This window comes from Escherichia sp. E2661 (genome assembly GCF_004745185.1).
In the GTDB taxonomy this organism is placed as follows: domain Bacteria; phylum Pseudomonadota; class Gammaproteobacteria; order Enterobacterales; family Enterobacteriaceae; genus Escherichia.
This window is the reverse complement of sequence record NZ_PDIG01000031.1, coordinates 84,123-107,141: the sequence shown is the minus strand read 5'-3', so window position 1 is coordinate 107,141 and position 23,019 is coordinate 84,123. Positions and strand designations below refer to the sequence as shown.

The window sequence follows — 23,019 nt, the reverse complement described above, 5'->3', positions numbered from 1 at the left end:
TCAGCAGAACCCCCTACATCCTGAAAGGGTGTATTCAGACAGGCATCCCACCTGACTTCGATGGATGATTATTCATCGCTATTAAGGAGCATTGATTTTAAGTGTCATATGAAAGTTCCAATTGATATATATCAAACAAAATTACCCTAATTAATGAATTATTACGTTTATAATGTTAGCTCGTCATTATTACATCATTGTTGTAAATAATTAAATTAACTCCCATAACATTAAAACATGTATCAGCTAACGCTTTTTTACATAATGAACAATTGACCATTGCGTCTGGGTATGCCTTAATGTAAGTACCGTCCGTGGTATGGACATACCTTGAGGAACCCTTTGTGAGTCAGCCAACCAGTATGCGAAAACGACACCGATTTAACAGTCGCATGACTCGTATCGTATTGCTTATCAGCTTTCTCTTCTTCTTTGGCCGCTTTATCTACTCGTCCGTTGGCGCCTGGCAGCATCATCAGAGCAAAAAAGAAGCTCAGCAATCCACACTCTCTATCGAATCCCCGGTACAACGTTAGCGATTACCTTCGTCACCTTTACTGAACAAGACGGCTCAATGCTGTCAGACACGGTTGCTCTTTGTTGTTATCAAAGCGGCAGGCATTTATTTATCTAAATTTTACCTCTTTGTCCTGATTTCGAATCATTCTGCAATAAGATGCAATGTATATTAGACATAATATATATGTTTTTATTATGCGTTAACGCATATTTATTTACTCGATGAATTTAAATAAATTTAATCTATTCCTCCATAGTCTATACATTTACTTTCCTCTTTCGATGATCTTAAATGTCTTGTTTTTCGTAAAGTCTATAACAAGGAATAGTGATGAAATTTAAAAAATGTCTTCTGCCTGTGGCAATTTTAGCGTCATCCATGTTGGCAGGATGCCAATCAAATGCTGACGATCATGCCGCCGATGTTTATCAAACTGATCAACTGAATACCAAACAAGAAACCAAAACCGTTAATATCATTTCCATTCTACCTGCGAAAGTAGCGGTAGATAATTCAGAAAATAAAAGAGCAGCACAGACGTTTGGCGCACTGATTGGGGCTGTCGCTGGCGGTGTGATTGGACATAACGTAGGGTCTGGCAGCAATTCAGGTACTACTGCGGGTGCAGTTGGCGGCGGTGCCGTAGGTGCGGCTGCAGGTTCTATGGTGAATGATAAGACGTTAGTGGAAGGGGTTTCGTTAACCTATAAAGAAGGGACCAAGGTGTATACCTCTACTCAAGTGGGTAAAGAGTGCCAGTTCACAACGGGTTTAGCCGTTGTCATTACCACTACGTATAACGAAACACGCATTCAGCCAAACACAAAATGTCCTGAAAAAAGATAGCAATCAGGAGGACTCATGAAGAAAGTTTTTCTTTGCGCCATTTTAGCCGCTGTTAGTAGCTCGGCTTTCGCCTCTTCATTACAGGATCAACTTTCAGCTGTCGCTGAAGCTGAACAGCAAGGTAAAAATGAAGAGCAAAGACAGCATGACGAATGGGTAGCAGAGCGCAACAGGGAAATTCAGCAAGAGAAACAACGGCGCGCAAACGCTCAGGCCGCCGCCAATAAAAGAGCGGCGGCAGCAGCAGCGGATAAGAAAGCTCGCCAGGATAAACTCGACGCCGAAGTCACTGCGGATAAAAAACGCGATCAAAGTTATGAAGATGAGCTGCGCAGCTTAGAGATTCAGAAACAAAAACTGGCGCTGGCGAAAGAAGAAGCCCGCGTTAAGCGCGAGAACGAATTTATCGATCAGGAGCTGAAGCACAAAGCCGCGCAAACTGATGTCGTGCAATCTGAAGCTGACGCTAACAGGAATGTGACAGAAGGTGGTCGCGATTTGATGAAAAGCGTGGGTAAAGCAGAAGAGAATAAATCGGACAGTTGGTTTAACTAATCGATGTCAGTCACTTCAAGCCTATGATTCGTGAGGATTATAGGCTTTTTTATATTGCTGACTTTAGTCATCAATATAAAAAACCCTCTGTAGCAACAGAGGGTTTTGTTCATTCATAGTGCAGGAATTAAATCATTCCCACTCAATAGTCGCTGGCGGCTTGCCGCTGATGTCATACACCACGCGGGAAATACCGTTCACTTCATTGATAATGCGGTTGGAAACACGCCCCAGGAAGTCGTACGGCAGGTGCGCCCAGTGTGCGGTCATAAAGTCGATGGTTTCAACAGCACGCAGAGAAACAACCCAGTCATACTTACGACCATCGCCCATTACGCCAACGGAACGTACTGGCAAGAAGACGGTGAACGCCTGGCTGACTTTGTCGTACAGGTCCGCTTTACGCAATTCTTCGATGAAGATGGCATCAGCACGGCGCAGCAGGTCACAGTACTCTTTCTTCACTTCGCCCAGCACACGAACGCCGAGGCCCGGCCCCGGGAACGGGTGACGGTAGAGCATGTCGTACGGCAGGCCCAGCTCCAGACCAATCTTACGCACTTCGTCTTTGAACAGCTCTTTCAGCGGTTCAACCAAGCCCATCTTCATCTCTTTCGGCAGGCCACCAACGTTGTGGTGAGATTTGATGACGTGTGCTTTACCGGTTGCAGACGCGGCAGATTCGATAACGTCAGGGTAGATGGTGCCCTGCGCCAGCCACTTCACGTCTTCCAGTTTCAGCGCTTCCTCATCGAATACTTCAACGAAAACGCGACCGATGATTTTACGTTTTGCTTCTGGATCGTTTTCGCCAGCCAGCGCTGACAGGAAGCGATCTTCTGCCGGAACGTGAACAATGTTCAGACCAAAGTGATCGCCAAACATATCCAGAACCTGCTCTGCTTCGTTGAGACGCAGCAGGCCGTTGTCGACGAATACGCAAGTCAGGTTTTTACCGATAGCGCGGTGCAGCAGCATTGCGGTTACGGAGGAATCCACGCCACCAGAAAGGCCGAGGATGACTTTATCGTCGCCCACCTGCTCGCGGATGCGGGCTACGGCGTCGTCGATAATTTTTGCTGGCGTCCACAGGGCTTCACACTGACAGATATCCAGTACAAAACGCTCCAGCATACGCATGCCCTGACGGGTGTGAGTCACTTCCGGATGGAACTGCACGCCGTAGAAGCGTTTTTCTTCGTTGGCCATAATGGCAAACGGGCAGTTTTCGGTGCTGGCAACGGTGACGAAGTCGGACGGGATAGCGGTAACTTTATCGCCGTGGCTCATCCAGACGTCCAACAGCGGTTTACCGTCTGCGGTCAGAGCATCTTCGATACCGCGAACCAGTGCGCTGTCGTTTACGACTTCAACCTGCGCGTAGCCAAATTCACGTTCGTTAGAGGCCTCAACGTGACCGCCCAACTGCATTGCCATGGTCTGCATGCCATAGCAAACGCCGAATACCGGTACGCCTGCTTCAAAGACATACTGCGGCGCACGCGGGCTGTTTTCTTCGGTGGTACTTTCCGGGCCGCCGGAAAGAATAATGCCGCTTGGATTGAAGTCACGAATTTGTGCTTCTGTCACATCCCACGCCCACAGTTCGCAGTAAACGCCCAGCTCACGCACGCGGCGCGCAACCAGTTGAGTATACTGGGAACCGAAGTCCAGAATGAGGATGCGATGCTTATGAATGTTTTCCGTCATTGACGCTTATTCCGAGGCAAGTGAAACAGATAATATAAATCGCCCGACATGAAGTCGGGCGAAGAGAATCAGGAGCCCAGACGGTAGTTCGGGGACTCTTTGGTGATGGTCACGTCGTGAACGTGGCTTTCCTGAATACCCGCACCGCTGATACGTACAAACTCCGCTTTAGTACGCAGTTCGTCGATAGTACCACAGCCAGTCAGGCCCATACAGGAGCGCAGGCCGCCCATCTGCTGGTGAATGATCTCTTTCAGACGACCTTTGTAGGCTACGCGACCTTCGATACCTTCCGGCACCAGTTTGTCGGCAGCGTTATCGCTCTGGAAATAACGGTCAGAGGAACCTTTGGACATCGCGCCCAGGGAACCCATACCACGGTAAGATTTGTAAGAACGGCCCTGGTAGAGTTCGATTTCACCCGGAGATTCTTCAGTACCTGCCAGCATGGAGCCGACCATCACCGCGCTTGCGCCAGCAGCGATAGCTTTAGCGATATCGCCGGAGAAGCGAATACCACCGTCAGCAATAACCGGAATACCGGTGCCTTCCAGCGCTTCAACTGCGTCAGCAACAGCAGTGATCTGCGGAACACCGACACCAGTAACAATACGGGTAGTACAAATTGAACCTGGGCCGATACCGACTTTAACCGCGCTGCAACCGGCTTCTGCCAGAGCGCGAGCGCCCGCAGCTGTTGCCACGTTGCCGCCAATGATTTGCAGATCAGGATATTTAGCACGGGTTTCACGGATACGTTGCAGTACACCTTCTGAGTGACCGTGAGAGGAGTCGATCAGCAGAACGTCAACGCCTGCGGCAACCAGCGCGTCAACACGCTCTTCGTTACCCGCACCCGCGCCAACCGCAGCACCAACACGCAGACGACCTTGTTCATCTTTACAGGCGTTCGGTTTACGTTCTGCTTTCTGGAAATCTTTCACGGTGATCATGCCGATCAGGTGGAATTCATCATCAACCACCAGCGCCTTTTCAACGCGTTTTTCGTGCATTTTTGCCAGCACAACTTCACGGGCTTCGCCTTCACGCACAGTTACCAGACGCTCTTTCGGCGTCATGTAAACGCTAACCGGCTGGCTCAGGTCGGTCACAAAACGCACGTCACGACCAGTGATGATACCGACCAGTTCGTTTTCTTCGGTAACAACCGGGTAGCCCGCAAAACCGTTACGTTCAGTCAGTTCTTTCACTTCGCGCAGCGTCGTGGTTGGCAGAACAGTCTGCGGGTCAGTCACCACACCAGATTCGTGTTTTTTCACACGGCGAACTTCTTCAGCCTGGCGTTCAATGGACATGTTTTTGTGGATAAAGCCGATACCACCTTCCTGAGCCAGAGCAATAGCCAGGCGCGCTTCCGTTACGGTATCCATTGCTGCGGAAAGCATAGGGATATTCAGACGAATGGTTTTCGTCAGCTGGGTGCTGAGGTCAGCAGTATTCGGCAGAACGGTAGAATGAGCAGGAACGAGGAGAACGTCGTCAAACGTCAGAGCTTCTTTAGCGATACGTAGCATGGGCAATATCTCGACCAGAGTGGTTAATAAATATTGCCGCGGCATTATACAGAGCGTAACCGATTGCATCTACCCCTTTTTGCAAATAATGCTTGCGCTCCCCGGTCAGCACGTTACTATCGATTGAATAACCTGCTGATTTAGAATTTGATCTCGCTCACATGTTACCATCTCAATCCCCCGCAATTTTTACGGTTAGTCGCCTGAATCAGACCGTCCGTTTGCTGCTTGAGCAGGAGATGGGGCAAGTGTGGATCAGCGGCGAAATTTCTAATTTCACGCAACCGGCTTCCGGTCATTGGTACTTTACGCTTAAAGACGATACCGCCCAGGTACGCTGCGCGATGTTCCGCAACAGCAACCGCCGGGTCACCTTTCGCCCGCAGCACGGGCAACAGGTTTTAGTTCGCGCCAACATTACGCTCTATGAGCCGCGCGGCGACTACCAGATTATCGTAGAAAGTATGCAGCCGGCCGGTGAAGGGTTGCTGCAACAGAATTACGAACAGCTCAAAGCGAAATTGCAGGCTGAAGGTTTGTTCGATCAGCAATACAAAAAATCACTTCCCTCCCCTGCGCATTGCGTTGGTGTGATCACCTCAAAAACCGGTGCTGCGCTACATGATATTTTGCATGTGTTAAAACGTCGCGATCCGTCTCTGCCGGTGATCATCTACCCCACTGCCGTTCAGGGCGATGATGCGCCGGGGCAAATTGTTCGCGCCATTGAACTAGCGAATAAGCGCAACGAGTGCGATGTGTTGATCGTCGGGCGCGGCGGCGGTTCGCTGGAAGATTTATGGAGCTTTAACGACGAACGCGTGGCGCGGGCGATTTTTGCCAGCCGCATTCCGGTCGTCAGCGCCGTCGGGCATGAAACCGATGTGACCATTGCCGACTTTGTTGCTGATCTACGTGCGCCAACGCCGTCGGCTGCCGCCGAAGTGGTGAGCCGTAATCAGCGAGAGTTACTGCGCCAGGTGCAATCGGCCCGTCAACGGCTGGAGATGGCGATGGATTATTATCTCTCCAACCGTACGCGTCGCTTTACGCAGATTCATCACCGATTACAGCAACAGCATCCGCAGCTCCGGCTGGCACGCCAGCAAACCATGCTTGAGCGCCTGCAAAAACGGATGAGCTTTGCGCTGGAAAATCAGCTTAAGCGTGCCGGGCAGCAACAGGTGCGATTAACACAGCGGCTGAATCAGCAAAATCCACAGCCGAAGATTCATCGCGTGCAAACACGCATTCAACAACTGGAACATCGTTTAGCAGAAACCCTGCGCGCACAGCTTAGCGCCACGCGTGAACGTTTCGGTAACGCGGTAACTCATCTGGAAGCCGTCAGCCCACTGTCAACGCTGGCACGTGGTTATAGCGTCACCAGCACCGCCGATGGCTCGGTGCTGAAGCAGGTTAAGCAGGTGAAAGCGGGCGATACGATGACCACGCGTTTAAATGATGGCATTGTGGTAAGCGTAGTGAGCGACGTGACGAAAACCCGCAAGCCACGCAAAAAAAGGCTAATCCGTAAGACCTCGTAGGCCGGATAAGATGCGTAAGCATCGCATCCGGCGCTGGCTCCCGGCACATACCTGATGCGGCGTAAACACCTTATCCGGCCGACTCACTAACGCCATACCCGCATGATCGTCACTGGAAACAGGTAGCAAACCCCGGTGTTTTACTCGCCTCAATACCGCAATCCTGGGTACCATTTTGTTCAAACATGCCACAATACAACACCCCGGCTCGATCGGTTGAAAAATATGGGAAGTCTTTAGGAGATGAGGGCCACCCTAACGAATTAAAACTGTCAGATAACGCGCTTAGCTCGTTATATGTCGGCGCACTGTTCATACTACCGCACTGTTTCTGAATATCCCATTTTACTGAATCCACAACATGAGCCAGCCCCCACGTTTCGTTATTGATATTAGGTGTTCCAGCGGCCTGTGCACCTGTAGGTAACTCAGTCAACAGCAATGGTCGATGTAATGTTTTACCTTTCACCACTACCGTGTCTGCCATGTGTCCCCAGAAGTGCGCAGAAGAAACATTGGGACTGGTTAATACGGTGAAAATAGTGTCCATCGTTGCTGTCAATGTTGGGTACTCATCCAGTGTTACCGTTAGTGGTGTTTTATAACCTGGCGTATTATCCTGGCGAACCGTAAAGCTTGCCGTGCCGTCTGCCCCCGTCACGCCACTGATCTTGTCCCCACTGGCAGCTAACAGGGTAGCCGCTCCTGATGATGACTGAATGGTAATATCATCCATTGCTGCCACATTACCATACAACGTCGCCCCCGTATTACGCGGCGAAGCATCGCCGCGTTTCAGGGTAAAGGCCACGTTCGGCACCGGTTTCCCGGCGCCGTCTTTGACCGTCACGGTCAACGGCATCGCCTCGCCTTTTTTTCACGACCGCCGCCTGATAACCGGCATCAAACGCCGTCGATGTGAGCGTCACGTTCGATACGGAAACGTGCGGATGCACCAGGCACGCCTGGAAGGCGCGAGATTTATTCGTAGGCAATTGCTCCGTATACAGATCAATTGACTCGCAAGCATTCGTACCGGGCTTCGGAGGACAGGTGGCGTTGGTCCACCACGCATAGCCACCCTGTTTCACCGGCCAGCCAATCGCGTCCACGATGCTGCCATTCGGATAGCGATCGTATAACGATTCAAGTTCATCCAGCGACGGATGGCGCGCATCTTCACACGGGTCAACATCGGGGTTACTTCTTTGTCCTATCGAATAGAGCGCAGGCCAGTCTTCATTATTATATTTCACCGCACTGACATTCATACCTCCGCCAGTGGTTGCGCCTAATTCAGCCAACAGTTTTGGCCGCTCAAACTCTGTACCGTCTGCGCCGCTCACCGTTTCCGGCATATGGCCCCACATGTTTGCCTTCGGAGTATCCGGGCTGGTGACGACGCTGAAAATCACGTCAACCGAGGCGGTTGGCCTCGCACTGCTACCCATTGCCGTGGCGCTTATCGGCGTTTTCAACCCGTTCGAGTTGTCCTGGTGGAGATTCAGCGTTGCCTGCCCCTGTGCATCAGTCTGAATAAACAAATAACTCTCATTGCTCTGCCCGTTCATGGTGGCATTCTGCATAGACTGCGCCGGGGCGAAGGTATCAAATACTAAATCATCGGTGTTAGCGCTACTGGTGGCATCCGCCCCCTGGCGGTTTTTACTGACGCCGCGCATAATGCCCACCGACTCATATGGCGCAGGCGATCCATCGGCGAGCGTAACCTTGATTGTCAGAGAAATCGGCATCCCCTTATGCGCCTTTCCGGCAGACTGCGCGCTGTCCCAATTTTCCGGGGCGACGGACAGGGTAATATTACCCACCGATTCAGCTTCGTTCAGACAGGTCTGAGAATACGTCTCAGAAGAGGTGTAACTTATCAGCCCAACGAGCCCTGCCCTGAGATCGATAAAGTTATAGGAAGGACTGGTCGAGCTTGCACTCGAAGAGACCGTACGCGACCAGAAAAACGGTTTCGAAGGCGCGGATTTATCCAGCGGCCAGCCCTGTTCTGACTCTATCGCTCCTGAGGGATATGCTTCATATAATGATTGCAAATCGTTGATAGTAGGAAGCTTATCTTTACATCCGCCCTGTGCGCCACTCAGCGCATTGTTAATAGTGAGCCGCTGCCAGTTCTCGTTATTGATGGTTGCTGAAGCCGAAGATCCGGCTTCCACTTTTAACAACGGACGGTGAAAGACCTTGCCGTTTTGCGCGGTTAAGGTTTCCGGCATATTCCCCCAGAAGTTCGCATCTGGCGTATCCGGGCTGGTCACGGTGGTGAAAATCGCACTCAGGGTGTTCGACGTTATTCCTCGGCCGTCATCGATTTCTGCTGTTAGTGGGATACGCGTCCCCTGGCCTTGATACTGCTGCCAGAAAGTCAGAGTGAGCGTACCCTCGCCGTCGGTCATGCTGTAGTACTTCTCACCGTTGTCGAGATAGATACTGGGATTATTGTAGCTATCGTGTATATAAATCAGTGATCCCTGATTGGTGATTTTGCTTTTATTAGTCGAATTAGAAATACGAGGTTCCGTGATAGCATGATTCAGGGTAATCGGCACATCACCTTTAGGATTCCCCTGGGCATCGCGCGTTGTCACCGTCATGGTGATCAGATCGCCAGTCTTTGTGTAGTTGGTTCTGACTTTTACTGCTTCAAAACCATCATATTTCGCCGTCTGGGCTGAACTCAATTCGATGGCGCTCGCCACTGAATTGGCCGTCGTCTGACAGGTCAGATACCCCATATCGGCTGACGCCAGGCTACTACTGGTGCCGTCATTCAGTTTCACGCTTTTATATTTACGATCGCTGTTGCTCTTCTCATCCGGTGTGCTGGAATCATAATTTTTCAGCACTGGCCAGCCATCAACTTCATGTCCATGCCAACTGCCGGAGAGCGCAACCAGTGCGGAATGAGAAGGAATATAGTCAACGCCGCAGCCATTATTTTTGGTATTTCCTGCCTGAGCTTCGGTAAACATGGCCCAGAATTCATTATCTTCTTCAGGCGATTTGCGTTTTGCCGCAGGGCTACCAGTTAACTCAGCGAACAACAGTGGGCGTTTAAAGGTTAACCCTCCAGCCTCCAGCGTTTCTGGCATATGCCCCCACATTTTGGCTTTTGCGCTATCCGGGCTGGTGACCACGGTGAAGATGGTATCTAGCGTCGCTTTTTTGGTCGGTTCGGAGTAGAGCGCGGCGGTGAGCGTCGTTTTGGTACCGTGAGTATCCGGGCGAGTAATATTGAGAATTTTGCTGCCGTCGCTGCCAGTCATACCGGTATAAACGGTAGTGGTATCGTTTAGCGTCACTTCATCAGGCTGACCGCCATCGACAACCACGGAAGAAACGATGCCATCGCCACTGCCTGCCGTATGGCGCTCGCCGGAACGGGTATAGCCATCGCCGCGCCCGAGGGTAAACGGCATATCCGGCATCGGGTTGCCTGCCGAATCTTTTATCGTCACCCTCACCTGTAGCGTTTCGCCTTTTTTCAGTTTCGCGGCACTCAGAGCGCTGGTCCATTGCGCCTGATCTACTGCCTCCAGAGTAATACTGCTGGCTGAAGGGTTCGCCGTGGTCAGGCAGCTCAGATAAATGGGCAACTCGTTGTTATTCACCACCCTGCCGTCATTCAACCAGTTGGCGTAGAGATGCGGCACTTTATCAGCGGGCGTGCTGCTCCAGTACTCTTCGTCCTGAGTTGGCCATCCGTGAACGGTCTGAATCGCGTTGTTGCTGTTGGCTGCATACAGCGCAGCCAGTTGCGTCCTACGCGGAACTTTATTTATTTCACAGCCTCCGGCAGCGGTGTTTTCGATATCCGTCTGCGCCACGCGCACCCACTCTTCGTTATTTTCAGCCTGCGATCTCTGCCCGCCGCTCACTTCAGAGATTAATTTCGGGCGAGTAAAGGTCATAGAGTCAACTTTTATCGTGTCATCCATATGTCCCCACATTTTCGCCCCCGTTACATCGGGGCTGGTAGGTACAGTAAAAATCACATAGTAGTTTACCGTGTTTGGCAGTGCGGAATTGGTGGGGGTAACGATGAGTTTGGTTTTTAAGCCTACCCCCTGTGGCTGCTCAATAACGACCGTCGCCACGCCCCGTGCGTCTGTAATACCGGAGTAAATCATTGAAGACTGCGCAGTGCCATATTGCATACCGTTCAGCGTAATTGCCCCAGAGGTAGGATCGGTATAGCCGGTTGATAGCTCTTCACGGTTCAGACTAATATCTTTGGTAATCGTAAAAGCGGCATAAGGAACAGGGGCATTATTATTAACCCCATTGACGGTATGTACCGTCATGGTGATTTTCTCCCCCACTTTCGCTTTAGCAAGCTGCGAATCCGGCGAAATATCTCTGTCAGTATTCACTACCACGTGTGCCACCAGTTCGTTCGCCGAACAGGTAAGATAATTTGGTTTAAAACCCGAATAGGTGTCGACGTTCCCCGTCGCCAGATCAACAGATGTGTGTGTATCAGGCAACTGTGCCGCAGAGAGATAATCGTAGTTTACCGTTGGCCATCCGAACTCCGTGCCGATAGTGTTACCCTGGTGGCCTGCATATAAACTCTCCAGCGAGATTTGCGACGGAATATGTCCCACGCCACATTCCGCTTGCATGCTGGTTTTCTGGTCAAATAGCGCCCAGTCTTCGTTATTTTCACGCACCGAACCGATTTCATGGGTCGTTTCATCCGCTAACCGCGGACGTTTGTAGAGATTACCAGCTTCGATAATACCTTTACTCATATGTCCCCACATGCGGGCATACTCACTGTCCGGGCTGGTGACAACAGTGAAGATGACATCTTTGGCATCCGTTGCGCTGTAATTACTGCGCATAGCCGCCGTAAGATGCGTTTTTACGCCAACACCATCGGGCTGGCTTAGCGTCAGTGTGGCCTGGCCATTGGCATCTGTAATGCCTTCATAATTATGCGCATCGACCTGTCGCAAATTTGCACCACCAGCTATTTGTACCGGATGCGCTTCCCAGGCAGGATCAGATTGATTCTTACGGTTAATACCATCATCCAGATGCAGGGAAAAATAGTAATAGGCTAACGGCTGATCGTTATTTTTACTGTCAGTGATGGTCAGACGCATGACTGCGTTCTCGCCAACATGTGCTTTCATCGCCTGCGCCGTATCGTCAAAATTTGCAGGCGTCAGGACAATTTTCGGCTCCACATCAGGCGCTTCTTTATCGACACAACTGACCAGAAACCGGGCACTGTCTGACATTTGCGACTCGCTGCGATTGGAGACATCTGCCGCATGGTGCTGCCCGGTTGTCCCCGCCAGCGACGACCAGTAATAATCCCCCTGCATTGGCCAGCCGGCAACCTCCTGGATTGAAGTCGGAACCACCGTTGCCATCGCGCCAAACTGGCGCATTCCCGGCAGAATCTCGCAATGGTTATCGGCCCCACTCCAGCTGAAGGTTGACCAGGTTTCGTTATGGTCACCAACTGTGCCATCCTCATTACTCACTTCCGCTGCCAGTTTCGGGCGACTGAAGGTGTATTGCTGGGCTTTCAGCGTATCCGCCATATGCCCCCACATATTGGCCTGCGGTACGTCAGGGCTGGTGAATACGGTAAAAATAACTGCCGTTTCGCTGGTTTGAGTAATTCCCGGCAGGCTGACCACCAGCGGCGTTTTCACCCCCGGCCCCGCAGGCTGAGTTACGGTGATGGTCGCAGTACCGTTGACATCCGTCGTACCGCGATACTCCGTCGACGTAGTGGTAAGTTCCGTGCTGTCCAGGATGACCGGATCGTTATTATTTGTCGCCCCCTGTCGGTTTAAGGCGTCTTTCCGTTTAATAACAAAGGGAATCTTTCCTGCCAGGTTACCCTCACAGTTTTTAGTGGTGACTGTTAAGGTTATTGAACTGCCGACGGTGGTTTTTGCTGCCTTTAGCGAATCATCAAAACCGCTGGCGTTCACCGTCACTAAATCGCCCTGGGCTGGGGCAATATTGAGCGTAACCTGCTTTTCATTGAGCAATACCGCGCCCTGATTCGGCACGCCGGTAAAGGTAAAGAGATTCAGCGTCGGGAGCGTTTCTTTAGGGTCAAACTGCGGGATCGCCACCAGCTTATGTCCCGCAAGGTTTTGTGCGCAGAAGGAGCGATCGGGGCGAGGTTGTGGATTAAGTGGCACATCAGGTGTGGCAGCCTCTGCCCAGACCAGCGAGACGGCAGGCAACGTCTGGTTTTGCCAGCGCAGCAATGGCGGGTTATTGAACATGTCGCCTTCGGTGTCGCTCGGGTTAATTAACATCATACTGGTCGCGCTGGCGTCAACGCTGAAGCTACTCGGGGTCGCAGCACTGGCGACATCATGCTCTTTGGCGGGATCAAGCTGGACGCTGCCCTGATAAACGGGCACGCTGGCGCTGTCTGCTATGGGAGGAGTACCGTTAATAGCATCGGTTGAAGCATCTGATTGCTGCCACTGCCCGCCTTTTAAGGCCGCCGCTGCAGGCGCAATCAGAGATAGCATTAAAACCGCCGTTATCGCTTTTATCAGTTTCAAAGTCCCACCCATGATTGAAACCTGCCCGTTTAAAGTTTCGTTTTCACCTCAACCCACTTTGCTTAACGCTGGCTAAGCAAAGTGCGCGGAAAAGCACCATTCCCTTACGGGAATGGTGCTGGTAACGATTATTTTCTCTGGTAGTCGATAGATAAGCCGTAGCCCTGGACACCATCGTTGCCGAGGACAACGCCACTTCCGGCAAAATCGAACGCGGTTTTCGCTTCGGCATTGGTAACAGGGATAACCAGGTCGCTGTTGTTATAAGTCGGATTAACAAGACCACCGGCTGTGCCCAACTGGAGGCTGGTTCCGGTAAAGCGCCAGCGATAGTTGTACTGGCTGGTAACCTCTTCGCCTGCATCATAAGTACTGTTGTTGTTTTTATCTTTCCACAACATGACTTGATAGGTGGTATTCGTTTTGAGTTTCGTCGCTTTACCCAATAGATTCGTATTGATGTCTTTTTCGTGAATTACGACATGAACTGCATCATCGAACACCGGACCTTCAGGAATATCATCGCTGTCAGAACCACCGCCTGCATTGGTGGAGAGGTCAAGCATCACAACCTGGTCCGCAACGTTCGGATCACCGGTTGTCGTGGTTGGCGTGATCTTCAAGCCTATGTATCGATCAGCATCCGTAGCCGCGATGGTATATGTATCGCTCCCTACGGTACCAATCTCTTTAGGATCCGCGCCTGACTGGTCGCTATAACTCATCCACTGGAGGGTTGCTTTAGTCGCTGTGTTATTGTCATCAAGGTCCCCCTGGGTATCACCAATCGCCCAGCTGGCTGTCAGTGTGTCACCCACATGAAACTGCTTATCACCGTCCGTTGTGACCGTGCGGCTGCCACGGTCAATAGCAATAACGACATGTGATTTATCAGCGTCGCTCGTTTCTGATGCGCTACGAGTGATCCACGGCACGGTCCCCTGAATGGTGCCGGTACTTTGTGATTCTGACTGCCACTGACCCGCCCTGAGATTACCCTGCCCTTCAGCCATCGCGGCAGGCACTGCACAGTATCCCGCTAAAGCCAGCGCCAGCGCGACTTTCGTCATCGGCCGCGTTAAATGATTGTTCATTCAATTATCTCCTTGATTAATATCCAGCACGCCGATCTAATGCTTGCTGTAAACCACACGTAATCCATACCCCTGCACGCCATCTTCTTTTTGGGCGCCAAATTTCTGTACGGCCTCTTCGTTAGTAGCAGGGATGACAATATCTTCATTACTGGTATTCGATTGCGCTCCGGTGTAGCCATTGACGCTGTGCCCGGTAAACTCCCACTGGTAGTCGTATTGCGCCATTTCCTCTTCCGTCAGTTTTTCCGACTGCTGGAAAACGCCATCGTTGTTGACATCGCGCCACAAGACAAAGCGATAGGCATTATCAACAGGCAAATGCTCTTTCTCATTGCCGATAAGATTGACAGGGTTAGTTGCAGATACACGGTAGATAAAGGCATTAACATCATTGCCCCCCCGCGCCGAGGAAAGTCACATCAACATAGTTACTGTCGTCATACGGCGTGGCTCTCGCTTTCCAGCGGTAAGTACCGGGTAACGTACTGGAGAGCGTAACGGTGCCTTTTTCTTTATCCTGCTTAGCGATAAAGACGCAGGGATTCTCGGTTGAACAGGGTTTATTGGTGAGCGTAACTTTTTTATCCTGCGCATCGTAAAGCTGCGGCGAAAGGTTATCTTCTGGCAGTGCATTGCCGTTACGGTCAGTGTCATCACCAAAGCTGTCAGTGACGTCGAGATCCATCACCACACCATCGACGCCGTCTGCCTGGGCGCTGGCTTCGTGGCTGTGATTGTTCTCATCCGGCACATCTGCGATGTTGTTGACGATCAGCTCAATTTTACGATCCTGCTGCACGGTGATTTCCACCACACCGGAGTTTTGCCGGTTGCCCTTTTCATCTTCCAGCGCCAGACGCACGCGCCAGGTATTGAGTTTTTCCTGTTCGGCGGGATCTGAGCTGTACTGCCAGGCTGGCAGCACCAGATCCCAGTGGTTGTTGTTACCTTCAGTGATGGTATTCGCTTTAACAACAGGCATGACCAGCGTGCGGGAAGCGTTATTTTTCGCCTGCCACGAGGCGGCGACAATTTTGTAATGGTGGTTGATCAGCGCGTTGATGGTCCATTTACATTTTTCCAGGCCAACCGCTTCCTCTGGCGTGTCTTTAATCACGCATTCCGGGTGCTCATTGGTGGCGTCTGCTTTAAGCCACAAGGTGACATCAAGTGGGTCTTTTTCTTTGTATTCCAGCACGATAAAGTTATTACGTTCGACAAAGTCATGGCGACTGCCCATCAGCGAGTGAGCGACTTTGACATTATCGCTATTCAGTTGATCTTTTAGCGGAACACCGAACTGATAGTTAATCGTGGCGTTAACACTAAAATCACTGTTATCTCCGGTACCTGCTTTATAGTCCGTCCCGACCGTCAGTAACGGAACGGGTTGATAGTTCACGCCGAGCGTCACTGCATAGGGATCTTTTTCTAAATTATCGGTGCCGAAGAGCGCCACTTCATCACCATAATATTGCTCGAAAACAATTTTGCCCCCCAGCTGCGGATAAGAAGGTAACCAGGCTTCCGCCCGGATATCCCAGCCACGTGCGGGTCGTTCTAAATAGAAATCAAAATCTTTTGAATCTTTCCAGTCTGAAAGCGGATGATAATAGTTACCAGAAAATTTTAAATAATCCGTCCAGGCTTCTGTTCCTAAGCCTAAACGGCGATGTCCGCGGGTGAAATCATAATCATAAAATATATTCCCCCCCAGAAGCCATTTATCAAAATTATGTCTTACGCCTAAACCTATATTACCTATCGTGCGCTCTTCTTTTCGTTGCGCAGAAAACTGACTGAAATAGACCGTGCTCTGATTATCATACCAGGGGACAAAATAGTCGATTGAACTGCCGTCCAGATCGCCATCCTGACCGATGGAAAGGTTAGAACGAACTTTACCATAAGGAGAAAGCGCACCTTCGATATAAGACTGTGCGGATGATGTGATTTGCCCTTGCAGATAGCTTCTTGCCTGGGATTCAAGCGCTTCAGGAGTCAGGTTCTCGAAGCCCTGCTGGGCGGACTCGGTAACGTAATTGGCACCACGTTCCTTGACGGATTTGCCTTTGTTACTTTGTTCTTCTTGTTGAACAGCTTCGCTTGCCAGATCAGGTAATGAAGATTCGCTTTGATTAATATTTATCTCCGGTGCTGCATAAGCAGCACCGGAGATAAATATTAGTGTTATATAGCGGATCCATTGCAACATGTTTTTCCCTGTGGGAATTTAATTCTAAAATAATGTCTAATATTGTATTCCAGATAACGCAGCAACTGCACACCAGAAGTGCTAAACATAGTCTTAAAGTTATAACAATGAGACTTTGCTCATTTTTAATTAGTCGTTAATCTAATAGAGAGGATATTATAATATTTATATTAGGAATATATGATGCGAAACCATATATTCCAGTGATATTAAGAAATGACAAATTCAATGCGGGTTTTAGAAATTAAACCGTGACCATGCTGGCAGAAATAATCCACCGCACCACACGCTTTTAACACCTGTAACGGTTGGTGGCAGTCAGGGCAAAGTGCCTGGACGGTGAAATCTTTGTCGCAAGTTACGCAGTGAGCCGTCTCGCCTTGACGTTCGAGAGGGTTTTGGCAGACTGGGCAGCTGAGTTCCATAAATGATCCTCATATTTTCATGGGTTTCCCTTTCCATATGGAAAGGGAAACCAGATAAGTAATTACTTACTTTTCTTGATATGCTTCATCAGGCGCTTACGCTTGCGCATCTGGGTCGGCGTCAGGGTGTTACGCTTGTTCGCATATGGGTTTTCCCCTTCTTTGAACTGAATACGAATCGGCGTCCCCATCACATCCAGAGACTTGCGGAAATAGTTCATCAGATAACGCTTGTAGGAATCCGGCAGGTCTTTCACCTGGTTACCGTGAATCACCACAATCGGCGGGTTATAACCACCAGCGTGGGCATATTTCAGCTTCACGCGACGCCCGCGAACCAGCGGCGGCTGGTGATCTTCAACAGCCATGGTCATGATTCGTGTCAGCATAGACGTACCCACGCGACGGGTAGAGCTGTCATACGCTTCACGCACTGATTCAAAGAGGTTACCAACACCACTGCCGTGCAATGCAGAAATAAAGTGCACGCGAGCAAAATCGATAAAGCCCAGACGGAAGTCCAGCGTCTCTTTCACCTGCTCTTTCACTTCCTGGCTCAGGCCATCCCACTTGTTCACCACAATCACAAGTGAGCGCCCACTATTGAGAATAAAGCCCAGCAGGGAGAGATCCTGATCGGAAATACCTTCGCGTGCATCAATGACCAGCATCACCACGTTGGCGTCTTCAATGGCCTGCAACGTTTTGATTACTGAGAACTTCTCTACAGCATCGGTGATTTTGCCGCGTTTACGTACGCCTGCGGTGTCAATGAGTACATACTCACGTCCGTCACGTTCCATTGGAATGTAGATACTGTCACGCGTTGTGCCTGGCATGTCGTAAACCACAACGCGTTCTTCACCGAGAATACGGTTAGTGAGCGTAGACTTACCGACGTTCGGACGACCCACAATCGCCAGTTTGATCGGCAGACTTTGCGGGTCGAAGTCGTCTTCCTCTTCTTCTTCGCCGTTCTCTTGCGCTTCAAATTGCGCCCAGTATTCTGCGTCTTCGTCCACTTCTTCTTGCGGGGCGAGATCTTCCATCCACGGCAGAAGGACGTGCTCCAGCAGGCTTAATACGCCACGACCATGAGACGCGGCAATTGGGTAGATTTCGCCTAAACCGAGCGAATAGAAATCAACAACTGCCTGGTCTGGATCTAAACCATCAGTTTTGTTTGCCACCAGGAAGGTAGGTTTTTCTCGGGAGCGCAGGTGCTTGGCAATAGCTTCATCTGCCGGCATCAGGCCAGCACGCGCATCAACCATAAACAGTACAACGTCTGCTTCTTCAATCGCCAGCAGCGACTGTTCCGCCATGCGGGTTTCAACACCGTCTTCCGTACCGTCAATACCGCCGGTATCAATACAGATAAACTCGCGGCCTTCAATTTCTGCACGACCGTACTTACGGTCACGAGTCAGACCCGGGAAATCCGCAACCAGCGCATCTCGGGTGCGAGTTAGACGGTTAAATAACGTGGATTTTCCTACGTTAGGGCGCCCGACAAGCGCGACCACAGGTACCATGTTTAAAGCCTCATTTTTATAAATCATCAGACAACGATCGCTTTTTTTGCGTCGTTGTTAAAAACAGGAAAACGGCCCCTGTCCAGGAGCCGTTTTCAAAGTGAACGACAGAGACGATTAACGTGTAATGGAGTACACAGTCCCGTCTTTTGCCTGGATCAGCAGTTTGCCATCAGCGGCAACCGGTTCGGTCTGGAAACCGGAGCTATCAACTTTTTGCTGGGCAACGAAACGACCATCTTCGACATTAATCCAGTGCAGATAGCCTTCACTGTCACCCACCACCAGGTTGCCATTATACAGCACCGGAGAAGTCAGCAGGCGATGCAACAGATCGCTTTGCGTCCACAGCGTAACGCCGCCATCAATGGTCAATGCCATCACCCGGTCATTTTGATCGACCAGATAGATACGGTTACCGTCGACGATGAAATCATTCACCGAACCCAATTCGCGTTTCCACATAATCTGACCGCTGCGCAGATCAAGCGCCGTCAGGTTACCATTATAGGCCAGTGCAAAAACAACGCCGTTAATGATTACTGGAGTTGTGTCAACATCGCTCAGACGGTCGATTTCAGTAGAGCCGGTCGCCTGGGAGATGCGCTGTTGCCAAATCATCTGGCCCTGTTGCATCAGTACTGCACTGACGCGGCCATTATCACCACCAACGACTGCTGCGCCAAACGCTGTGGCTGGCGCAGATTCGCCACGCAAAGAGAGCGAAGGCATATCAAGGTTAACTGTCCATTTAACAGCACCGTCTGCTTCGTTCAGCGCTTGCAACTGACCATTACTGGTGTGGATAAGTACCAGACCATCGCTAACCACCGGGCGAGAAAGTGCTTCACCCGCGACTTTAGTTTGCCATGCTACAGTACCATCACTGGTATTCAGCGCGTAAACCTGCGCCTTTTCGCTGCCAATGTAAACATGACCACCTGCTACGGTCACGCCGCCAGAAAGCAATGCCGGCTCTTTAGACAACCAGCCATCTTTCTCGGCCAGACTGACAGACCAGATTTCTTTGCCGTCATCCGCATTCATCGCTTTTACTAAACCAGCGCGGTCTGCTGCATAGACAACGTTGTCCGCCAGTGCCGGATGAAGATTAGAATAGAAGTTGCCAATGCCGCTACCAACAGAGGTGCTCCACGCCGTGGTCGGCGTAAACTGGTTTTCAACGGTCGGCAATGGGGACATCTTTACCACATCTTCTTCGCTGTTAAACAGCGAACAGCCGCTTAAAAGAGTAACGGAAAGCAGTCCTGGCAGCAGTAATTTACGCAATTGCATCGGGTCCCTCTCAGATGGACAAATTATTAATTTTCATCTGCATCATTTCGCTCAGTGCCGGGGTAGCATCGCTTTTCACGCCTGCTTCCCATGCACTACGCGCACCTTGCTTATCACCTTTGCTCAGCAATGCTTCACCACGCAGGTCGGCAACAATGGCAGCCCACCCTTCACCTTTAATGGTTTCAAGGGTTTTCAGCGCGGCATCAGCCTGCTTGAGCTGCACCTGAACTCGGGCAAGACGCAGATTTATCACGGCTTTGAGATTTTCATCGCTCGTGTCCGCCAACCCCTGTTGCAATTGGGCGGCAGCTTTCTCTAGTTCATTTTTGTCAACAAATTGCTGCGCAAGTTCCAAAGAAGCCAGCGCGCCATAAGTATTTTTATTTTCAGCAGCGAATTTTTCCGCCGCCGGAATGCTGTCTGGTTTGCCTTCGCTAACTGCGGTAACCGCATTGTGATAGGCAAGGGAAGTGGAGCGTGCGGAATCAACCTGATGGCTGTTCCAGTAGCGCCAGCCAATCAGTGCGCCAACGCCCAAAATCACCCCAACAGCCAGTGCTTTGCCATTTTCAGCAAAAAAGCGTTTAACCGCTTCAACCTGGTCGTTTTCGTTCTCGTAAATTTCCACGCTGTCCTTCTCCTTCCTTAACCCAGTAACGTGCGCAAATGCGCGGCTACGCTATCCTGCGCAACTGCCGTTTGCTCACCAGAGCGCAAATCCTTCACTACTGCCGTGCCGTTGGCCACTTCGGACTCACCCAGCACCACAGCAACGCGTGCGCCCCATTTATCAGCACGGGCAAACTGTTTCTTAAAATTGCCGCCGCCGTGGTTGGTCATCAATTTCACACCCGGTAATTCATCACGCAGACGCTCAGCTAATGCCAGCGCCGCAGATTGTGTATCGGTGCCTGAAGCCACCAGGTATATATCGACAACGGGATCGGCTTTAAATTCCGGATTAACTGCCTGAACTAACAACACAAGACGTTCGAGGCCCATCGCAAAACCTACTGCCGGTGTTGCACGGCCACCCAGCTGTTCCACCAGACCGTCATAACGACCGCCTGCGCACACGGTTCCCTGGGAACCGAGGCTGTTAGTCACCCATTCGAAAACGGTACGATTGTAGTAATCCAGACCACGCACCAAACGCTGGTTGACGGTGTAGGCAATACCTGCGCTCTCAAGCAGTTTGCACAGACCAGCAAAATGCTCGCGAGACTCCTCGTCAAGATAATCGCCTAATTCCGGAGCGTCATTGAGTAACGCCTGCACTTCCGGATTTTTGGAATCCAGCACGCGCAGCGGGTTGGTGTACATGCGGCGTTTGCAGTCTTCGTCCAGCTTTTCTTTATGCTGTTCGAGGAATGCCACTAAAGCGTCGCGGTAGTTCGCTCGCGCTTCCAGTGAACCGATTGAGTTCAGTTCGAGGGTAACGTGTTCAGAGATACCCAGCGCACGCCACCAGCGAGCAGTAAGCATGATCAGTTCGGCGTCAATATCCGGACCTTGCAGACCGAAGACTTCACAACCTAGCTGATGGAATTGACGATAACGGCCTTTTTGCGGACGCTCATGGCGGAACATCGGCCCGATATACCACAGACGCTGTTCCTGATTGTACAGAAGACCATGCTCGATGCCGGCGCGTACACAGCCCGCCGTCCCTTCAGGGCGCAAAGTCAGGCTGTCGCCATTGCGATCCTCAAAGGTATACATCTCTTTTTCAACCACGTCGGTGACTTCACCAATCGCACGTTTGAATAGCGGGGTCTGCTCTACAATCGGCAAGCGGATTTCACTGTAACCGTAGCTGCCGAGCACGTTTTTCAGTGTGCCTTCAATGCGCTGCCAAATGGCCGTTTCGCCAGGCAGGTAATCGTTCATGCCGCGAATGGCTTGAATGTTTTTTGCCACGTTTATTCTCTTTCTGAATATAAAAATGAACCCTCAACGCTTCCGTCAATGTTTCGGGAGCTATGCGGGTTCAATCATACACGGGAAGCGAGGCGCTTCCCATCACGTTATTATTTTTCAACCTGCTGAACGTCAATTCGACGCGCTTCGTCCAGCTGACTGGCTTTTGCACGAATGCGCGCCTCCAGCTGATCGATCATGTCATTGTTGTCCAGACGGTCTTTGCGCACGCCATCTTCATAAAGGCCGCTTTTCTTGTTGCCGCCCGTGACGCCGAGTGTAGAAACCAGTGCCTCGCCAGGGCCATTCACCACGCAACCAATGATCGAAACGTCCATCGGGGTAATGATATCTTCCAGACGCTGCTCAAGTGCGTTAACCGTACCAATGACGTCAAACTCCTGACGAGAACAGGTCGGGCAGGCGATGAAGTTGATCCCGCGCGAACGGATTCGCAGCGATTTAAGGATATCGAAACCGACTTTGATCTCTTCAACCGGATCGGCAGCCAGCGAAACGCGCAGCGTGTCACCGATGCCTTCAGACAGCAGCAGACCTAAACCGATGGCAGATTTCACTGCCCCGCTGCGCGCGCCACCCGCTTCGGTGATCCCAAGATGCAGCGGCTGATCGATCTGTTTTGCCAGCAGACGATACGATTCTACTGCCAGGAAAACGTCTGACGCTTTAACACTGACTTTAAACTGATCAAAGTTCAGACGATCGAGATGATCAACATGGCGCATGGCGGACTCAAGCAACGCCTGCGGCGTCGGTTCGCCATACTTTTCTTGCAGATCTTTTTCCAGCGATCCCGCGTTAACGCCAATACGGATCGGAATGTTTTTATCGCGCGCACAGTCAACCACCATGCGAATACGCTCTTCATTACCGATATTGCCTGGGTTAATGCGCAGGCAATCGACACCGTATTCCGCCACTTTCAGCGCAATGCGATAGTCAAAGTGGATGTCGGCCACCAGCGGTACGTTAACCTGCTGTTTGATGAGTTTGAACGCTTCTGCCGCGTCCATCGTCGGTACTGAAACACGGACGATATCGGCACCAACACGTTCCAGTGCCTTGATTTGATTGACCGTCGCTTCGACGTCTGTCGTGCGCGTATTAGTCATGGACTGTACGGCGATGGGAGCTCCATCGCCAATCGGCACATTCCCAACGTAAATACGTGTTGATTTTCTACGTTGAATTGGAGCCTGGTTATGCATGCAAAATCTCC

14 protein-coding genes and 2 pseudogenes are annotated in these 23,019 nt (G+C 51.0%); 4 read left to right on the top strand and 12 right to left on the bottom strand.

Annotation, left to right across the window (positions count from 1 at the left end; translation table 11 throughout):
• Nucleotides 1–175: 175 nt before the first annotated feature.
• Entirely contained in the window at nucleotides 176–280 is a 105-nt protein-coding gene (locus tag CRI63_RS23940; RefSeq protein WP_167852316.1) for a hypothetical protein, read from the bottom strand.
• 64 nt (nucleotides 281–344) lie between these two features.
• On the opposite strand from CRI63_RS23940, the gene CRI63_RS15605 reads away from it, so the two are divergent.
• The 3 genes from CRI63_RS15605 to CRI63_RS15595 all read left to right on the top strand — a co-directional run bounded on the left by CRI63_RS15605 (nucleotide 345) and on the right by CRI63_RS15595 (nucleotide 1,921).
• Nucleotides 345–536, top strand: a complete 192-nt coding sequence (locus tag CRI63_RS15605) for a YfgG family protein (RefSeq protein ID WP_165382789.1) — start codon at nucleotides 345–347, stop codon at nucleotides 534–536.
• Nucleotides 537–847: 311 nt separating this feature from the next.
• A complete protein-coding gene (locus CRI63_RS15600) occupies nucleotides 848–1,366 on the top strand; it encodes a glycine zipper 2TM domain-containing protein (RefSeq protein ID WP_165383134.1) in 519 nt (172 codons plus the stop codon).
• A gap of 15 nt (nucleotides 1,367–1,381) precedes the next feature.
• Nucleotides 1,382–1,921 carry a DUF5384 family protein gene (locus CRI63_RS15595; RefSeq protein WP_130214597.1) on the top strand — a complete coding sequence of 180 codons (540 nt, stop codon included), beginning with the start codon at nucleotides 1,382–1,384 and terminating at the stop codon, nucleotides 1,919–1,921.
• 132 nt (nucleotides 1,922–2,053) lie between these two features.
• On the opposite strand, the gene guaA is transcribed toward CRI63_RS15595, so the two are convergent.
• Complete coding sequence (gene guaA, locus CRI63_RS15590) at nucleotides 2,054–3,631, bottom strand: glutamine-hydrolyzing GMP synthase (protein WP_135520031.1); 1,578 nt, start codon at nucleotides 3,629–3,631, stop codon at nucleotides 2,054–2,056.
• Nucleotides 3,632–3,699: 68 nt separating this feature from the next.
• Nucleotides 3,700–5,166 (bottom strand): IMP dehydrogenase, encoded by a 1,467-nt coding sequence (guaB, locus tag CRI63_RS15585; protein ID WP_001296289.1) that lies wholly within the window; start codon nucleotides 5,164–5,166, stop codon nucleotides 3,700–3,702.
• 161 nt (nucleotides 5,167–5,327) lie between these two features.
• Here guaB and xseA point away from each other — a divergent pair, with 161 nt between their 5' ends.
• Nucleotides 5,328–6,713, top strand: a complete 1,386-nt coding sequence (gene xseA, locus CRI63_RS15580; RefSeq protein ID WP_135520030.1) for an exodeoxyribonuclease VII large subunit — start codon at nucleotides 5,328–5,330, stop codon at nucleotides 6,711–6,713.
• A gap of 109 nt (nucleotides 6,714–6,822) precedes the next feature.
• Here the strand turns inward: xseA and CRI63_RS15575 are convergent.
• From CRI63_RS15575 to ispG, 9 genes and pseudogenes are all read right to left on the bottom strand, one after another.
• A pseudogene (locus CRI63_RS15575) lies at nucleotides 6,823–13,300 on the bottom strand (DUF823 domain-containing adhesin).
• Nucleotides 13,301–13,416: 116 nt separating this feature from the next.
• Nucleotides 13,417–14,382: a SinI family autotransporter-associated protein gene (locus tag CRI63_RS15570; RefSeq protein ID WP_135520029.1), complete on the bottom strand. Its 966-nt coding sequence runs from the start codon at nucleotides 14,380–14,382 to the stop codon at nucleotides 13,417–13,419.
• A 36-nt stretch (nucleotides 14,383–14,418) separates the two neighbouring features.
• A pseudogene (gene sinH / locus CRI63_RS15565) lies at nucleotides 14,419–16,600 on the bottom strand (intimin-like inverse autotransporter SinH).
• A 209-nt stretch (nucleotides 16,601–16,809) separates the two neighbouring features.
• On the bottom strand, nucleotides 16,810–17,025 hold the full coding sequence (locus CRI63_RS15560) for a zinc ribbon domain-containing protein (RefSeq protein WP_130214607.1): 216 nt from the start codon (nucleotides 17,023–17,025) through the stop codon (nucleotides 16,810–16,812).
• Nucleotides 17,026–17,087: 62 nt separating this feature from the next.
• Entirely contained in the window at nucleotides 17,088–18,560 is a 1,473-nt protein-coding gene (gene der, locus CRI63_RS15555) for a ribosome biogenesis GTPase Der (RefSeq protein ID WP_032281443.1), read from the bottom strand.
• A gap of 117 nt (nucleotides 18,561–18,677) precedes the next feature.
• Nucleotides 18,678–19,856 (bottom strand): outer membrane protein assembly factor BamB, encoded by a 1,179-nt coding sequence (gene bamB, locus CRI63_RS15550; protein WP_130207489.1) that lies wholly within the window; start codon nucleotides 19,854–19,856, stop codon nucleotides 18,678–18,680.
• A 10-nt stretch (nucleotides 19,857–19,866) separates the two neighbouring features.
• On the bottom strand, nucleotides 19,867–20,487 hold the full coding sequence (gene yfgM / locus CRI63_RS15545) for an ancillary SecYEG translocon subunit YfgM (RefSeq protein ID WP_130214611.1): 621 nt from the start codon (nucleotides 20,485–20,487) through the stop codon (nucleotides 19,867–19,869).
• 17 nt (nucleotides 20,488–20,504) lie between these two features.
• Nucleotides 20,505–21,779, bottom strand: a complete 1,275-nt coding sequence (hisS, locus tag CRI63_RS15540; RefSeq protein ID WP_135520028.1) for a histidine--tRNA ligase — start codon at nucleotides 21,777–21,779, stop codon at nucleotides 20,505–20,507.
• 110 nt (nucleotides 21,780–21,889) lie between these two features.
• A complete protein-coding gene (gene ispG / locus CRI63_RS15535; RefSeq protein WP_000551807.1) occupies nucleotides 21,890–23,008 on the bottom strand; it encodes a flavodoxin-dependent (E)-4-hydroxy-3-methylbut-2-enyl-diphosphate synthase in 1,119 nt (372 codons plus the stop codon).
• Between the last annotated feature and the right edge of the window lie 11 nt (nucleotides 23,009–23,019).